Raw genomic sequence first — 14,299 nt, 5'->3', positions numbered from 1 at the left:
ACTCGGGAACTTAAGTCTGTTTTGCGAGTCTTTAGCTACTTCGGAACGGCCGCTTTTATGCAAAAGCGGCCTTTTTTGTGCCCGAAATTCCTTTTGCGGGTAATTCCCTGTGGCGAGCGGACCAATACAAGTCTGCCCACCACAACGGTCCTGATCAGGCCGAGCGCGCCATGATCAAGCCATTGTCACTCGCCGCTTCCAACCGGATCGCCACGAACTTCGACGTCGGTGTATGGCTGCCATCCCCGGTGCTTTCCAGCGGCACCAGCGGGTTCACTTCCGGGTAGTAAGCCGCAGCCTGCCCCGCCGGAATATCGAACGCCAGCAAGGTAAAGCCCTTCACACGGCGCTCGCGACCGTCCTCCCACAATGACACGATGTCGGCCTTCTGCCCCGGCTTGAAGCCCAGGCGGATGATGTCGGCTTCGTTGACGAACAGCACGTCACGCTGGCCCTTGACCCCACGGTAGCGGTCGTCCAGGCCGTAGATGGTGGTGTTGTACTGATCGTGGGAGCGCATCGATTGCATGATCAGGTCCGGTACGCGGCCGGTCGCGTGGGTGCGTTCGTGGATCAAGTCCTTGGGCAGGATGTTCGGGCGGAAGTTGGCGCGGCCCGACGGGGTATTCCAGCGGCGCGCGCCCGCGGAGTTGCCCAGATAGAAACCGCCTGGATGCTTGATCTTCTCGTTGAAGTCCTTGAAGCCGGGAATGGTGTCGGCAATCAGGTCGCGGATGCGGCTGTAGTCGGCCACCAGCCAGTTCCAGTCCACCGGCTTGCTGCCCAGGGTCGCGGCAGCGATACCGGCCAGGATTGCCGGTTCGGATTTCATGAGTTTCGACAGCGGCTGCAACTGGCCATTGGAACCGTGGACCATGCTGAACGAGTCTTCCACCGTCACCGCTTGCGGGCCTTCGGCCTGGATATCGATGTCGGTACGGCCCAGGCACGGCAGGATCAGTGCATCTTTGCCGTGCATCAAATGGCTACGGTTGAGCTTGGTGCTGATCTGCACGGTAAGGTCGCAATTGCGCAGGGCTTCGAAGGTACGCAGGCTGTCCGGCGTGGCTTGAGCGAAGTTGCCGCCCAGGCCGATAAACACCTTGGAGCGGCCTTCGAGCATGGCGTGGATGGCTTCCACTACGTTGTGCCCGTTTTCACGCGGCACCTGGAATTGGAAGCGACGCTCCAGGGAATCGAGGAACGCCACCGGAGGGCGTTCGTTGATGCCCATGGTGCGGTCGCCCTGAACGTTACTGTGGCCACGCACCGGGCACAGGCCGGCGCCTGGGCGGCCGATATTGCCGCGCAGCAGCATCAGGTTGGCGATTTCCTGGATGGTCGGCACCGAATGGCGGTGCTGGGTGATGCCCATCGCCCAGCACATGATCACGTTCTTGCCTTTGGCGTACATGCGCGCGGCTTGCTCGATCTCGACCAGGGTCAGGCCGGACTGTTCGACGATCTCATCCCAGGAGGTATCGTCGATCTTGCCCAGGTATTCCAGCACGTTGGCGGTGTGCTCGTTGAGGAAGTCGTGGTCGAACACGGCCTCCTTGCCTTCGGCCTGGGCCTGGCGCTCCCACAGGAGCAGGAACTTGGCCATGCCGCGCAGGATGGCCATGTCGCCACCCAGCGCCGGGCGGAAGTAGGCGGTGTTGGTTGGCTTGTCGCCGTTGGTGAGCATTTCCAGCGGGTGTTGCGGGTGCTGGAAGCGTTCCAGGCCGCGCTCTTTGAGTGGGTTGATGCACACCACCTGAGCGCCGCGTTTAACCGCTTCACGCAGCGGTTCGAGCATGCGCGGGTGGTTGGTGCCGGGGTTCTGGCCCCAGACGAAGATCGCATCGGCATGTTCGAAGTCATCAAAGGTCACGGTGCCTTTGCCGACGCCCACGCTTTGCGCCAGGGCAACGCCGCTGGCTTCGTGGCACATGTTCGAACAGTCCGGGAAGTTGTTGGTGCCGTAGGCGCGCACGAACAATTGGTACAGGTAGGCCGCTTCGTTGCTGGCGCGACCCGAGGTGTAGAACTCGGCCATGTCAGGGCTGGGCAGGGCGTTGAGGTGCTTGCCGACCAGGTCGAAGGCCGCTTCCCAACTGATGGGCGTGTAGCGGTCGGTTTCGGCGTCATAGCGCATCGGCTCGGTCAGGCGGCCCTGGTATTCCAGCCAGTAGTCGCTCTGTTCCAGCAAGGCGGTGACGCTGTGCTTGGCGAAAAATGCACCATCCACACGGCGCTTGGTAGCTTCCCAGTTGACCGCCTTGGCGCCGTTTTCGCAGAACTTGACCATGCCGCTCTCCGGCGAGTCACCCCAGGCGCAGCCCGGGCAGTCGAAGCCGCCGTTCTGGTTGGTCTTGAGCATCATGCGCAGGTTTTTCAGCGCGTTGTCGCTGGTCAGCCAGGCTTGCGCCACGCTGATCAGTGCGCCCCAGCCGCCGGCCGGGCCTTTGTAGGGCTTGTAGCGCGGGGTCGGGGTTTGGTCGGCTTGGTGGTGCTGGCTCATGGCTGGTTCTCCATCGCAGGGCTGTAGACCCGCGGCGCACTTTTCTGCGGCAGGTGGATGAGATTGAGGTTATGCCGGCGCGCCCATTGCAGGGCGAGGCCGGTGGGTGACGACAGGCTGACCAGGGTCTGGATGCCCGCGCGCAGGACTTTCTGGATCAACTCCAGGCTGCAACGGCTGGTAACAATCGCCAGGCCGCCTTCGGTCGGAATTTTTTGGCGGATCAATGCACCGATCAATTTATCCAGGGCGTTATGTCGGCCAATGTCTTCGCGGCCCAGCAACAATTCGCCCTGGCCGTTCATAAATACGGCGGCATGCACGGCGCCGCTGTACTGGCCCAAGGGCTGGAACGCGCTGATGCGTTGGCGCAGGCCATCCAGCCATTCGGCAGGCGGCAAAGGCGCGCCCGGCAGTACATCAAGGTCAGGCAATGCTTGTTCTACCGCCTCTACACCGCACAGACCGCAACCACTGGTGCCGGCCAGTTGCCGGCGCTGTTGCTTGAGGTTCCAGAAGGCGCGGCTGGAGATCTGCACCTGAGCGTATTGAGCCGAGCCCGATCCGCTGAGTTTTAGATCATAAATGTCGCTAACGTCGGCGATAATGCCGCTGCCTATGCTGAAGCCGACGATAAAGTCTTCCAGGTCTGTCGGCGTCACCAGCATTACCGCTTGGCTGATGTCGTTGTAGGCAATCGCCAACGCCACTTCCTCGGCCAGGGCTGTGCTGGCGAATTCCGTATGTTCGAGATTGCAATACTCGTAGCTCTGGCTGGCGGCGGGCGCTGGCGTTTCAAGAGCGGGCGCCGCGCAGACTGGGCGCTTGGCGTTCATGGGGCAGTACCACCGGCGGATTGATCAGTGTTTAGACTAGGCGCGACAAAGCGTCGCGTCTAATTGCCAGTACTGATCTTCCGATAGATGACGTCGATCAAGACTCGTTTTGCGATTTCTGATACAGCGCGAAACACGCCTCTGCCAGCGCCGAGCGCGGTGCACTGCGGCGCATGATCAAGCCCAGGCGCGCGAGTGTATGGGCGTCTTCGATCGGCTGCAGGCGCAGATGCTCGGTGAGTGCATCCAGGCCACCGTCCAAAGGCATCACGGCGCAGCACAAGCCGCCATGCACGGCTTGCAACAACTGATGGACGGCGTCGGTCTGCAACAATGGCTGCGGGTTGAGCCCACGGCTATGGAAGTTGTGGTCGATGGATTGGCGAAAGTGCATGCCGCTGGTGAGCATGCCCAGGGGCAGTTCGATCAGGACTTCCCAGCTCAACGGCGTGTCGCCAAAGCTGAAGAAGCGTTGGTCGTAGAGCAGGCCCATGCGGGTTTCGCCCAAGGCCAGCGAGTCGAAGCGCTCGGTGTCCAGGCGCTCCAGGTAAGACACGCCCAGGTCCAGGCGATTGCTCGCCAGTTGCTCAAGGATCTGTTCGGAGCTGAGCGCCGACAGCTCGAAGCGCAGGTTCGGGTGTTCTTTGTGCAGTTGCTGCATCAACGCCAAGGGATCGAAGCTCGACAACGGCACCACGCCCAGGCGCAATGTGCCGACGAGGTTGCCGCGACAGGCGGCCGCTTCGGCCTGCAAGCCGTCATACGCCGCCAGCACCGTGCGTGCCCAGGCCAGCACGCGCTCACCGGGGGCGGTAAAGCCCTCGAAGCGCTGGCCGCGATTGACCAAAGGCAGGTCCAGCTCTTCTTCAAGGCTGCGCAGGCGCATCGACAGTGTCGGTTGAGTGATGTGGCAACGCGCGGCCGCCTGGCCGAAGTGGCGGGTCTCGTCGAGGGCGATGAGGAATTTCAGCTGTTTGATGTCCATCTTCGCTCCAGGGCTTATTCCAATGGCGGGGGGATTCTAGCGCGTTTGGGTCTTTTGCCGGGTTGGAACCCAAGTCGGTAGGACTGGTCTAGTCTTGGGCATCTGGAAATCAATTAACAAGGAGCGCGCACTATGAGCATTTTCAGCTTTATCAAGGAAGCCGGCGAAAAGATTGTCGACCTGTTGACGCCGGGTAATGCAAACGCCAGTGAGCAGTTGAAGGAGCACGTGGCCAAAGTGGGCCTGGGTAATCCGAATGTGCAGACCACGGTGGATGGCGACAAGGTGACCGTGACCGGTGAAGTCGCCACCCAGGAAGAGAAAGAGAAGATCCTGCTGGCGCTGGGCAACATTGCCGGTGTGGCCAGTGTAGATGACCAGATCACCGTTTCCGGGCCTGTTGTGGCTGCCGCCCGTTTCGTCGTGGTGAAAAAGGGCGACACACTGAGCGCGATTTCCCTGGCGGTGTATGGCAACGCCAATCAGTACAACAAGATCTTTGAGGCTAACAAGCCGCTGTTGTCGCACCCGGACAAAATTTACCCAGGGCAGACGCTGCGTATTCCTGAGTAAAACGCAGGACGAAGGTGGGATGGGGCTTGCCCCCGATGGTGGTGTGTCAGTGACTGAATGTGGCTCTGATGCACAGCAATCGGGGGCAAGCCCCCTCCCACATGGGGTCAGAGTCCGGCAATGAGATCTCGGTAGTCGTCGACCGCCGCAAATTCCGCCGTGTCCTTCGGCCCCTTCTGGCTGTCCGGCTCTTTCACCGCCAGCAAATGCCCCACGCCAAACGCCTGGGCACTCCGCAGGATCGGCAAGGTGTCATCGATAAACAAACTGCGTGCCGGGTCGAAGCCGATATCGGCTTGCAGGGCATCCCAGAACTGCGGGTTCTCCTTGGCGAAACCGTAATCGTGGGAGCTGATCAACCGCTCGAAATACGGCGCCAGTTCAATGCGTTCCAGCTTCAATGACAGGGAATCACGATGAGCGTTTGTGATCAGGATCACGCGCTTGCCGGCCCGTTTGATTGCCGCGAGGAAAGTGTCGGCATCCGGGCGCAGGGCGATCAGGTGCGCGGTTTCCAGCTTGAGTTCGCGCACCGGGATCTTCAGTTCGGTACTCCAGAAGTCCAGGCAATACCATTGCAACTGTCCGGCGTTACGCTCGAACAGCGGCTGCAACTCCATCTCGGCCAGGGCGCGGCTCACGCCATGCAGTTCGGCGTAGCGCTGGGGCAGGTGTTCCATCCAGAAGTGGTTGTCGTAATGCAAGTCGAGCAGGGTGCCGTCCATGTCCAGCAGGACAGTGTCGATGGCGTGCCAGGGCAAAGAGGGCATGGGGCGGTCTCATGTAAGTAAAGATATCCGACACAGACAATCGGAAAAGCCACGGTATAGTACCCCGATCACGCCAAGGAGCCGCTCATGCGCCAGAAACCCACCGTCCTCGCCCGCGAAATAGTCGCCAGTAGCCGTTTGTTCCGCGTGGAGGAAGTGCAATTGCGCTTCTCCAATGGCGTTGAGCGGACCTACGAGCGCCTGGTGGGTCGCGGTGCCGGCTACGGCGCGGTGATGATTGTGGCCATGATCGACGCAGACCATGCGTTGCTGGTGGAAGAATACTGCGGCGGCACCGACGAATATGAGCTGTCGTTGCCCAAGGGGTTGATCGAGCCCGGTGAAGACGTACTGGCGGCGGCCAATCGCGAACTCAAGGAAGAGGCGGGCTACGGCGCGCGGCAGTTGGAGCACCTCACGGAACTGTCGCTGTCGCCTGGCTACATGAGCCAGAAAATCCAGGTGGTACTGGCCACCGACCTCTATGAAGAACGCCTGGAAGGCGATGAGCCTGAGCCGATGCGTGTGGACCGGGTCAACCTGCGCGAGTTGTCGATGCTGGCGCAAAATGAGCAATTCAGCGAAGGCCGGGCCCTGGCCGCGCTGTACCTGGTACGAGACCTGTTGACCCAGCGAGGAGCGTTTAACGCATGAGCGAACTGTTTTTAGGCCACCCGTTTATTGCCCCGGTGATCGAGCTGGCCCGTCAGGCCGGTGAAGTGATCCTGCCGTACTGGCGCGCTGACGTGGCCGTTACGTCCAAAGCCGATGATTCGCCGGTGACGGCCGCGGACCTGGCCGCTCATCACCTGATCCTGGCTGGCCTGACCGCGCTGGACCCGAGCATTCCGGTGCTGTCCGAAGAAGATGCCGATATCGACCAGAGCGTGCGCGCCGGCTGGCAGCGCTGGTGGCTGGTAGATCCGTTGGATGGCACCAAGGAATTCATCTCCGGCAGCGAAGAATTCACCGTGAACATCGCCCTTATCGAACAGGGCCGCGTCGTGTTCGGCGTGGTCTCGATGCCCACCAACGGCCGTTGCTACTTCGGTGGCGCCGGCTTGGGTGCCTGGCGATCCGATGTGAATGAAGCGCCCAAGCAGATCCAGGTGCGTGAAGCACCGGCAGCGGGCGAGTCGTTCACCGTAGTTGCAAGTCGTCGGCATACCAGCGCGGAGCAGGAGCGCTTGCTGGGCGGGCTGAGCGAAGGCCTGGGCGCGTTGAAGCTGACGAATATCGGCAGCTCGCTGAAGTTCTGTTTGTTGGCCGAGGGCAGTGCGGACTGCTATCCGCGCCTGGCGCCGACCTCGCAGTGGGACACGGCGGCAGCCCAGGGCGTACTCGAAGGCGCGGGGGGCGAAGTGTTGGAGCTGAGCGGTGAGCCATTCAGCTACCCGGCGCGGGCATCGTTGTTGAACCCGTTCTTTTTGGCGTTGCCGGCCAAGGCTGCGTGGCGCGAGCGCTTGCTGACCCTGGCCAGATCCTGAGGCGGAAGGTGGGAGGGGTGTGGCAGTCAGCGGTGCAGGACGTACTGCCCGGTAAAGGCCACTGCACGCTCCTCGCTGCCTTCATTCACAACCCACGTCTCCAGCGTGATGCGCGCGCGGCCATAGCGCTGGTACGTCGCTAAAAAGCGCTTCCACACCTTCTCCTCCGGCGCCTGGCACACCACCGTTGCATCCCGCGTGACCGGCAGCGGATAACTGATCTGCCCTTCCTGAATCACGATGTGCCCGTCTTCGATGCCTTCTTCACGCAGTTGCAAGTGCAGCCAGCCCCAACCCCCCAGCACTGCGCCGCAATACAGGCTACCGCCGAACATGGTGCTCTTGTGGTTGATGTTGGCGTGCAAGGGCAGATGCAGTTCCAGCCGCCCGTGTTGCCAGTCGAGCACCTTGAGGCCCATTTCCCGGGTGAGGGGGATGTCGTGGTGAAGGATGGATTCCAGGTAACGGCTGTCGCGGTTCATGGGGGCCTCTTGGCGAGTGGGAGCGGTCATTCGTCATCGCCGCTTTGGTTGGCGAAATTCAGGCCGTGCTTACGCAGCTTGTCGTGCAAGGTCTTGCGCGGTACGCCGAGGGCTTCGGCGAGGCTGCGCATGGAGCCGTGGGGGCGGGTCAGCTCAGCGGCGATCAGGCTTTTTTCGAACTGCTCGACCTGTTCGCTCAGGCCACCCGAGGTGGACGTCAACACACCGGCGGCAGGGTTGTCCGGCGTGGCATCCAGTGCCAGTTCCAGCCCCAGTGCGAAGCGCTCGGCGGCGTTTTGCAGTTCGCGCACATTGCCCGGCCAGTTATGGCGCAGCAGCAGGGCGCGCTGGCCCGGTTGCAGTTCGTGCAGCGGCAGGCCGTGACGACTGCTGGCTTCATCGGCGAAGTGCTGGAACAGCATCAAGGCATCCTCACCCCGCTCACGCAGCGGCGGAATACGCAGCGGCGCGACGTTGAGTCGGTAATACAAGTCGGCACGGAAGCGACCCTGGTCGGCGGACTGGCGCAGGTCTTCCTTGGTGGCGGCGATGATGCGGATATCCAGCGGGATCAGTTGATTGCCGCCCAGCCGCTCCACCACACGCTCCTGCAGCAGGCGCAAGAGTTTGACCTGCACGTCCAGGCTCATGCTTTCGATTTCATCAAGGAACAAGGTGCCGCCGTTGGCGAACTCGAACTTGCCGATGCGGCGTTTCTGGGCGCCGGTGAAGGCACCAGGCTCGTGGCCGAACAGCTCGCTTTCGACCACCGATTCAGCCAGCGCCCCGGCGTTGATCGCCACGAACGGGCCGCTGCGGCGGCTCGACAGGTCGTGCAGCGCACGCGCCACCACCTCTTTGCCGGCGCCGGTTTCGCCGAGGATCAGCACATCGGCCTTGGTCGCAGCCAGGGCGCCGATCTGTTCACGCAGGCGCAGCATTTGCGGCGAATGCCCGACCAGTCGCGTGCTCAATTGCTGACGATCGCTGAGGGCCAGGCGCAGGCTGCGGTTGTCCAGTACCAGGCGGCGCAGAGCCAGGGCACGGCGGACGCTGTCGAGCAGGGCGTCGCTGGCGAAGGGTTTTTCCAGAAAGTCATAGGCACCGGCGCGCATGGCTTGTACCGCCAGCGGCACATCGCCATGGCCGGTGATCAGCAGCACCGGCAGGTCCGGGTCCTGGCCGTGCAGTTCGGCGAGCAGCTCCAGCCCGTCCATGCCGGGCATGCGGATATCGCTGACCACCACCCCCGGCCAGTCCCGTGACAGGCGTGCGGTGAGGCCGCTGGCTTCGCCCAGGGGCAGGACTTTCAGCCCGGCCAGGTCCAGGGTCTGGCACAGCGCCTGACGCAGGTGTGGATCGTCGTCGATCAACACCACCTGAATCTGGTTATCGATACTCATACACTGCGGTCCTCGGACGGTTGCAGACTGACGCCCGGCGAGCCGGCACGCAATTTCAAGGTTAACAGCGCGCCGCCTTCCTTGTGGTTGGCAAACAGCAGTTCGCCGCCGAAGGCACGCATCAGGGTTTCGCAGATCGCCAGCCCCAGGCCCAGGCCCTGGGTGCGTGTCTTGGTGGTGTAGAACGGCTCGCTGGCGCGCCCCAGGGCCTCCATGCAAAAACCCGGGCCGTTGTCGCGAATGTACAGGTTGACGCCCTGTTCGGTGGTTTCGGCACTCAGCCAGAGTCTGCGCGGCGGGCCTTTTTCGGTGAGGGCGTCGAGGGCGTTGGCCAGCAGGTTGCCCAGCACCTGGCGCAGGCGGGTTTCGCCGGCTTGTACCCACAGGGTGGCCTCCGGCAAGTCGCGGATCAGTTCCACCTCCATCGACCGTCGCCGCTTGGCCAGCAACGCCAGCGCATCGTCGAGCGCCGGTTGCAGGGCCACGCTTTCGGGCGCATGGCGGTCGCGACGGGCAAAAGCGCGCAGGTGGGCGATGATCGAGGCCATGCGCCCGGTCAGTTCGCTGATCAGCTTGAGGTTGCCGCGGGCGTCATCGGTGCGTTCATGGTCGAGCAGGATTTCGGCGTTTTCCGCGTAGCTGCGGATGGCGGCCAGGGGCTGATTAAGTTCGTGACTGATGCTCGCCGACATGGTGCCCAGCGCCGACAGTTTACCCGCTTGCACCAGGTCGTCCTGGGCCCGTACCAACTCCTGCTGGGCGTGTTCGCGCTCCAGCACTTCCTGTTTCAGGCGCCGGTTGAGGCCCTCCAGGTCACTGGTACGCTCGACTACCCGCGCTTCCAGCTCGCGGCGGGCCTTGGCTTCGAACGCAATGCGCTCCAGGTAGTGACGGCGACGTTGCATCATCAGGCCCAGCAGCAACATCAGCACCAGCAGCGTCGCGCCGCCGACGGCAACCACGGTGCGCACCGGGCGGTTGATCAACGAGCGTGGCGCAAGGATTTCCACATTCCAGCCCGTTTCGGCGATGGCCGTGGATTGGCGCAGCCACGCGGTGCTGCTCAGGCTCAACGGCTGCGGGTCGCGGGTCGGGTAGGGCTGGATGGCGATGATGGCCTGGCGTTCTTCAGCGGTCAGCGGACGGGTCGCGCGGAATCGCCATTGCGGGCGCGAGGTCAGGATCACCACGCCGTTATGGTCGGTGACCAGCAGTTGTTCCGGGGTGTTGCCCCACAGGCTTTCGGTGTGGTCCAGGTCGACCTTGACCACCAGTACACCGATGATCTTATCGCCATCACGTACGGCGGCGGCGAAGAAATAACCGCGCTTGGCCGATGTAGTGCCCAGGCCGAAAAACCGCCCCAGGCGCCCGGCCATGGCTTCGCTGAAATACGGGCGGAACGAGAAGTTGCGCCCGACAAAGCTGTCTTGTTTATCCCAATTGGACGCCGCGAGGGTCTTGCCGGTGGTGTCCATCAGGTACATCACTTCCACCCCGGCCTGGGCGGCGACCTCCTTGAGCAGCAGGTTGGCGTTGACCAGGTTGGTGCTGACGTTGGGCGCGTCCAATGCGGTGCGCAGGGCCGGCAGGTCGCCGAGGATTTGCGGCAGCACTTCATAGCGGTGCAGGGTGCCGAGCAGGTTGGCGACGTACAGGTCGAGGGTCTGGCGGTTCTGGCCGGCCAGTTCGCTGCGGTAATAACGCTCGGCCAGATGCTCCAGCGGCCACAATAGCGGCGCCAGGCAAAGCGCCAGGAGGGCGAGGCTGCGCCAGCGGGGCCTGCGCGGGAGGGGTGGAGTCATGGGAGTCGTGCGCCTGTGGGTACAGGCGCATTATGCCTAGTGCTGCTGTGCAAGACACTCGCGCAATGCGTCTTGCCACTGCGGCTGGCTGACGTGCCATTGTTGTTGCAAGCGGCTGCAATCGAGGCGTGAGTTCAAGGGACGCTGGGCGGGCGTCGGGTAGGCGCTGGACGGGATGGCTTCCAGCTCGGCACAGGCTTTGCCCTGCTTGCGCAGATGCTCGCCGATGGCCTCGGCAAAACCGAACCACGACGTTTCACCTTGGGCGGTCAGGTGATACACCCCCCATTCCCCCGCTGTGCCGGCTTGCCAGCGCTCGATCAACGCAAGCGTACTGTTGGCGATGCTACCGGCCCAGGTCGGTGCGCCGATCTGATCGGCGACGATGCGCATCTGCGGTTTTTCCTGCAGCAGGCGTTGCATGGTCAGCAGGAAGTTCTTGCCGTGGTTGGAGTAGACCCAACTGGTGCGCAGAACCAGGTACTGACCCCCTACGGCTGCAATCGCCTGCTCGCCGGCCAGCTTGCTCTGGCCATAGACGCCCAGCGGGTTCGGCGTGTCGGCTTCGGTGTAAGGCGCCGGTTTGCTGCCGTCGAACACGTAGTCGGTTGAGTAATGGATCAGCGGGATGCCCAGGGCCTTGGCTTCCTCGGCGAGAATGCCGGGGGCGATGGCGTTGATGGCAAATGCGGCGTCCGGTTCGCTTTCGGCCTGATCGACAGCGGTGTGAGCCGCTGCGTTGATAATCAGGCTGGGGCGGTGGGCGCGCACTTGCTGGCGGATCTGCTCTGCATTGGCCAGGTCAAGCTGGTCGCGGCCCAGGACGATGAGTTCGCCCAAGCCCTGGAGGCGTTGTTGCAGTTCGCGGGAGACTTGGCCGTGCTGGCCACAGATCAGGATCTTCATGGGAACAGGTCGGCTTCCATCAAGGGTTTAGCTGCCTGGTCCTTGGCGGACAACTGTGGCGCTTCGGTCAGCTGCCAATCGATGGCCAGCGTCGGGTCATTCCACAGGATGCTGCGTTCGGCGCTGGGCTGATAGTAATCGGTGGTTTTGTACAGGAACTCGGCGTGATCGCTCAGTACCACGAAACCATGGGCGAAACCTTCCGGCACCCACAGCTGGCGATTGTTCTGTGCTGACAGCCGCACGCCGACCCATTGGCCGAAGTTCGGCGAGCTGCGGCGGATGTCCACGGTCACGTCCAACACTTCCCCGGCGATGACGCGCACCAGTTTGCCCTGGGTGTGTTCGAGCTGGTAGTGCAGGCCCCGCAGCACGCCTTTTTGTGAGCGCGAATGATTGTCCTGCACGAAGTCACGCTTGAGCCCAGTGGCCGCTTCAAAGGCGCGGGCATTGAAACTTTCGTAGAAAAAGCCGCGTTCATCGCCAAACACTTTGGGTTCGAGGATCAGTACGCCGGGCAAAGTGGTTTCAACAACGTTCACTTGTTCTCTCCGGCCAGCGAGAACAGGTACTGGCCATAGCCGGTCTTGCCGAAATACTTGGCGCGTTCCAGCAGGTGGTCGCGGTCGATCCAGCCATTTTCGTAGGCGATTTCTTCCAGGCAGGCCACTTTCAAACCCTGGCGGTGTTCGATGGTCTGCACGTACTGCGAGGCTTCCAGCAAGCTGTCGTGCGTCCCCGTATCCAGCCAGGCAAAGCCACGGCCAAAGCGCTCAACCTGCAGGTCGCCGCGCTTGAGGTAGGCGTTGTTGACGTCGGTAATCTCAAGCTCCCCTCGAGGCGAAGGCTTGACTGCCTTGGCGATCTTGATCACGTCGTTGTCGTAGAAGTACAGGCCGGTCACTGCGTAGCTGGACTTGGGCTTCGCGGGCTTTTCTTCGATGGACAGCGCACGGCCTTCGCTGTCGAAGTCGATCACGCCGAAGCGCTCCGGGTCCTTGACCCAGTAGCCGAAGACAGTAGCGCCCGTCGGCCGCTTGGCGGCGCGGAGCAATTGCTCGCCGAAGTGCTGACCATGAAAGATGTTGTCACCCAGGATCAGGCACACAGGGTCATCGCCGATGAATTCCTCGCCAATGATGAAGGCCTGGGCCAGGCCATCCGGGGTTGGCTGTTCGGCATAACTGAAATGTACGCCAAACTGGCTGCCATCACCCAGTAGGTTGCGATACTGCGGCAAGTCCACCGGTGTGGATATCACCAGAATATCTTTGATCCCCGCCAGCATCAGTACCGAGATCGGGTAGTAGATCATCGGTTTGTCATACACCGGCAGCAGCTGCTTGGACACGCCCAGGGTAATGGGGTGCAAACGCGTGCCGGAGCCGCCGGCCAATACGATTCCCTTCATCATGCAATCAGATCCTTAAGGTCGGTGTTGCCCAAACGTTCACCCTGGTAACTGCCGTCCTGGACCCTGCGGCACCATTCCAGGTTATCCAGGTACCACTGCACGGTTTTGCGCAGCCCTGTTTCAAAGGTTTCTTCGGGGGTCCAACCCAGCTCTCGCTCGATCTTGCCAGCATCGATGGCATAGCGCTGGTCATGGCCCGGGCGATCCTTCACGAAGGTAATCAGGTCGGTGTACTGCTCGACACCGGCCGGGCGCTGTGGCGCCAGTTCTTCGAGCAGGGCGCAGATGCCGCGTACCACGTCGATATTCTTCTGCTCGTTGTGTCCGCCGATGTTGTAGGTCTCGCCGACCACACCTTCGGTGACCACTTTGAGCAATGCGCGGGCGTGGTCTTCGACGAACAGCCAGTCGCGCACCTGCAAACCGTCACCGTAGACGGGCAGTGGCTTGCCCGCGAGGGCATTGAGTATCACCAGCGGGATCAGCTTCTCGGGGAAGTGGAATGGCCCGTAGTTGTTCGAGCAGTTGGTCAGCAGCACCGGCAAGCCGTAGGTGCGCTGCCAGGCGCGGACCAGGTGATCGGACGCCGCCTTGCTGGCCGAATACGGTGAGCTGGGTGCATAGGGTGTGGTTTCAGTGAACAGGTCGTCCACGCCATGCAGGTCGCCGTACACCTCATCGGTGGAGATGTGATGGAAGCGGAACGCACGCTTGGCGGGCTCGTCGAGCGTCTGCCAATAGGCGCGGGTGGCTTCCAGCAAGCTGTAGGTGCCTACGATATTGGTCTGAATGAAGTCCGACGGGCCATCGATCGAGCGGTCTACATGGGACTCGGCCGCCAGGTGCATGATCGCCTGGGGCTCGAAGCGCTTCAGTACGGCACTGACAGTGGCCTGGTCGACAATATCGGCCTGGACGAACTCGTAGCGGCTGTTGGACGCGATGCTGGTCAGCGATTCCAGGTTGCCGGCATACGTGAGTTTGTCCAGGTTGAGCACTTCGTGCTTGGTGTGCTGAATCAGGTGGCGGATCAAGGCGGAGCCAATAAAACCGGCGCCACCGGTGATGAGAATGCGCATGTCGGAGGGCCTTTTCCTTAGACGGACATTAAGTGAATGGAGCATAGCTTGAGTTG

The 14,299-nt window shown here is 62.2% G+C and carries 14 protein-coding genes; 3 read left to right on the top strand and 11 right to left on the bottom strand.

The genetic code is table 11. The annotated features are described in order from the left end of the window. Positions 1 to 154: 154 nt before the first annotated feature. The 3 genes from BMX59_RS12100 to BMX59_RS12090 all read right to left on the bottom strand — a co-directional run bounded on the left by BMX59_RS12100 (position 155) and on the right by BMX59_RS12090 (position 4,324). Positions 155 to 2,503, bottom strand: coding sequence for an FdhF/YdeP family oxidoreductase (locus BMX59_RS12100; RefSeq protein ID WP_092248511.1), 2,349 nt, complete (start codon positions 2,501 to 2,503; stop codon positions 155 to 157). Beyond that, positions 2,500 to 3,339, bottom strand: a complete 840-nt coding sequence (gene fdhD / locus BMX59_RS12095; protein WP_093121647.1) for a formate dehydrogenase accessory sulfurtransferase FdhD — start codon at positions 3,337 to 3,339, stop codon at positions 2,500 to 2,502. The genes BMX59_RS12100 and fdhD overlap by 4 nt, the downstream gene beginning before the upstream one ends. A gap of 97 nt (positions 3,340 to 3,436) precedes the next feature. After that, the gene (locus BMX59_RS12090; RefSeq protein WP_093121642.1) at positions 3,437 to 4,324 is read right to left on the bottom strand and encodes a LysR family transcriptional regulator; all 888 of its coding nucleotides are present in this window, start codon (positions 4,322 to 4,324) and stop codon (positions 3,437 to 3,439) included. A 132-nt stretch (positions 4,325 to 4,456) separates the two neighbouring features. On the opposite strand from BMX59_RS12090, the gene lysM reads away from it, so the two are divergent. Beyond that, positions 4,457 to 4,897: a peptidoglycan-binding protein LysM gene (gene lysM / locus BMX59_RS12085; protein ID WP_071492479.1), complete on the top strand. Its 441-nt coding sequence runs from the start codon at positions 4,457 to 4,459 to the stop codon at positions 4,895 to 4,897. A gap of 107 nt (positions 4,898 to 5,004) precedes the next feature. On the opposite strand, the gene yrfG is transcribed toward lysM, so the two are convergent. Continuing rightward, entirely contained in the window at positions 5,005 to 5,667 is a 663-nt protein-coding gene (gene yrfG / locus BMX59_RS12080; protein ID WP_093121638.1) for a GMP/IMP nucleotidase, read from the bottom strand. Between the two features lie 87 nt (positions 5,668 to 5,754). On the opposite strand from yrfG, the gene nudE reads away from it, so the two are divergent. Beyond that, a complete protein-coding gene (gene nudE, locus BMX59_RS12075) occupies positions 5,755 to 6,321 on the top strand; it encodes an ADP compounds hydrolase NudE (protein WP_071492477.1) in 567 nt (188 codons plus the stop codon). Continuing rightward, entirely contained in the window at positions 6,318 to 7,154 is an 837-nt protein-coding gene (cysQ, locus tag BMX59_RS12070) for a 3'(2'),5'-bisphosphate nucleotidase CysQ (RefSeq protein ID WP_071492476.1), read from the top strand. Before nudE ends, cysQ begins: the two co-directional genes overlap by 4 nt. 26 nt (positions 7,155 to 7,180) lie before the next feature. Here cysQ and BMX59_RS12065 read toward each other — a convergent pair whose 3' ends face one another. From BMX59_RS12065 to rfbB, 7 genes are read right to left on the bottom strand one after another with little or no spacing between them, the layout of a single operon-like run. Beyond that, the gene (locus BMX59_RS12065) at positions 7,181 to 7,636 is read right to left on the bottom strand and encodes a YiiD C-terminal domain-containing protein (RefSeq protein WP_092248499.1); all 456 of its coding nucleotides are present in this window, start codon (positions 7,634 to 7,636) and stop codon (positions 7,181 to 7,183) included. Positions 7,637 to 7,662: 26 nt separating this feature from the next. Then, positions 7,663 to 9,039 carry a sigma-54-dependent transcriptional regulator gene (locus tag BMX59_RS12060; RefSeq protein WP_071492474.1) on the bottom strand — a complete coding sequence of 459 codons (1,377 nt, stop codon included), beginning with the start codon at positions 9,037 to 9,039 and terminating at the stop codon, positions 7,663 to 7,665. After that, positions 9,036 to 10,844, bottom strand: coding sequence for a sensor histidine kinase (locus BMX59_RS12055; RefSeq protein WP_093121632.1), 1,809 nt, complete (start codon positions 10,842 to 10,844; stop codon positions 9,036 to 9,038). Before BMX59_RS12055 ends, BMX59_RS12060 begins: the two co-directional genes overlap by 4 nt. A gap of 36 nt (positions 10,845 to 10,880) precedes the next feature. After that, entirely contained in the window at positions 10,881 to 11,750 is an 870-nt protein-coding gene (gene rfbD, locus BMX59_RS12050) for a dTDP-4-dehydrorhamnose reductase (RefSeq protein WP_093121629.1), read from the bottom strand. Continuing rightward, positions 11,747 to 12,292 carry a dTDP-4-dehydrorhamnose 3,5-epimerase gene (gene rfbC / locus BMX59_RS12045; protein ID WP_093121624.1) on the bottom strand — a complete coding sequence of 182 codons (546 nt, stop codon included), beginning with the start codon at positions 12,290 to 12,292 and terminating at the stop codon, positions 11,747 to 11,749. The genes rfbD and rfbC overlap by 4 nt, the downstream gene beginning before the upstream one ends. Further along, the gene (gene rfbA / locus BMX59_RS12040; RefSeq protein WP_092248488.1) at positions 12,289 to 13,164 is read right to left on the bottom strand and encodes a glucose-1-phosphate thymidylyltransferase RfbA; all 876 of its coding nucleotides are present in this window, start codon (positions 13,162 to 13,164) and stop codon (positions 12,289 to 12,291) included. The genes rfbC and rfbA overlap by 4 nt, the downstream gene beginning before the upstream one ends. After that, positions 13,161 to 14,243: a dTDP-glucose 4,6-dehydratase gene (gene rfbB, locus BMX59_RS12035; RefSeq protein WP_093121618.1), complete on the bottom strand. Its 1,083-nt coding sequence runs from the start codon at positions 14,241 to 14,243 to the stop codon at positions 13,161 to 13,163. The genes rfbA and rfbB overlap by 4 nt, the downstream gene beginning before the upstream one ends. Between the last annotated feature and the right edge of the window lie 56 nt (positions 14,244 to 14,299).

This window comes from Pseudomonas sp. NFR09 (assembly GCF_900111535.1).
GTDB lineage: Bacteria > Pseudomonadota > Gammaproteobacteria > Pseudomonadales > Pseudomonadaceae > Aquipseudomonas > Aquipseudomonas extremorientalis.
The sequence above is the reverse complement of the archived record's forward strand: the minus strand, read 5'-3'. Positions and strand labels throughout refer to the sequence as shown.

Coding starts and splice junctions, on each gene's coding strand:
- BMX59_RS12100 (WP_092248511.1), bottom strand. CDS start 2,503: ATGAGCCAGCACCACCAAGCCGACCAAACCCCGACCCCGCGCTACAAG.
- fdhD (WP_093121647.1), bottom strand. CDS start 3,339: ATGAACGCCAAGCGCCCAGTCTGCGCGGCGCCCGCTCTTGAAACGCCA.
- BMX59_RS12090 (WP_093121642.1), bottom strand. CDS start 4,324: ATGGACATCAAACAGCTGAAATTCCTCATCGCCCTCGACGAGACCCGC.
- lysM (WP_071492479.1), top strand. CDS start 4,457: ATGAGCATTTTCAGCTTTATCAAGGAAGCCGGCGAAAAGATTGTCGAC.
- yrfG (WP_093121638.1), bottom strand. CDS start 5,667: ATGCCCTCTTTGCCCTGGCACGCCATCGACACTGTCCTGCTGGACATG.
- nudE (WP_071492477.1), top strand. CDS start 5,755: ATGCGCCAGAAACCCACCGTCCTCGCCCGCGAAATAGTCGCCAGTAGC.
- cysQ (WP_071492476.1), top strand. CDS start 6,318: ATGAGCGAACTGTTTTTAGGCCACCCGTTTATTGCCCCGGTGATCGAG.
- BMX59_RS12065 (WP_092248499.1), bottom strand. CDS start 7,636: ATGAACCGCGACAGCCGTTACCTGGAATCCATCCTTCACCACGACATC.
- BMX59_RS12060 (WP_071492474.1), bottom strand. CDS start 9,039: ATGAGTATCGATAACCAGATTCAGGTGGTGTTGATCGACGACGATCCA.
- BMX59_RS12055 (WP_093121632.1), bottom strand. CDS start 10,844: ATGACTCCACCCCTCCCGCGCAGGCCCCGCTGGCGCAGCCTCGCCCTC.
- rfbD (WP_093121629.1), bottom strand. CDS start 11,750: ATGAAGATCCTGATCTGTGGCCAGCACGGCCAAGTCTCCCGCGAACTG.
- rfbA (WP_092248488.1), bottom strand. CDS start 13,164: ATGATGAAGGGAATCGTATTGGCCGGCGGCTCCGGCACGCGTTTGCAC.
- rfbB (WP_093121618.1), bottom strand. CDS start 14,243: ATGCGCATTCTCATCACCGGTGGCGCCGGTTTTATTGGCTCCGCCTTG.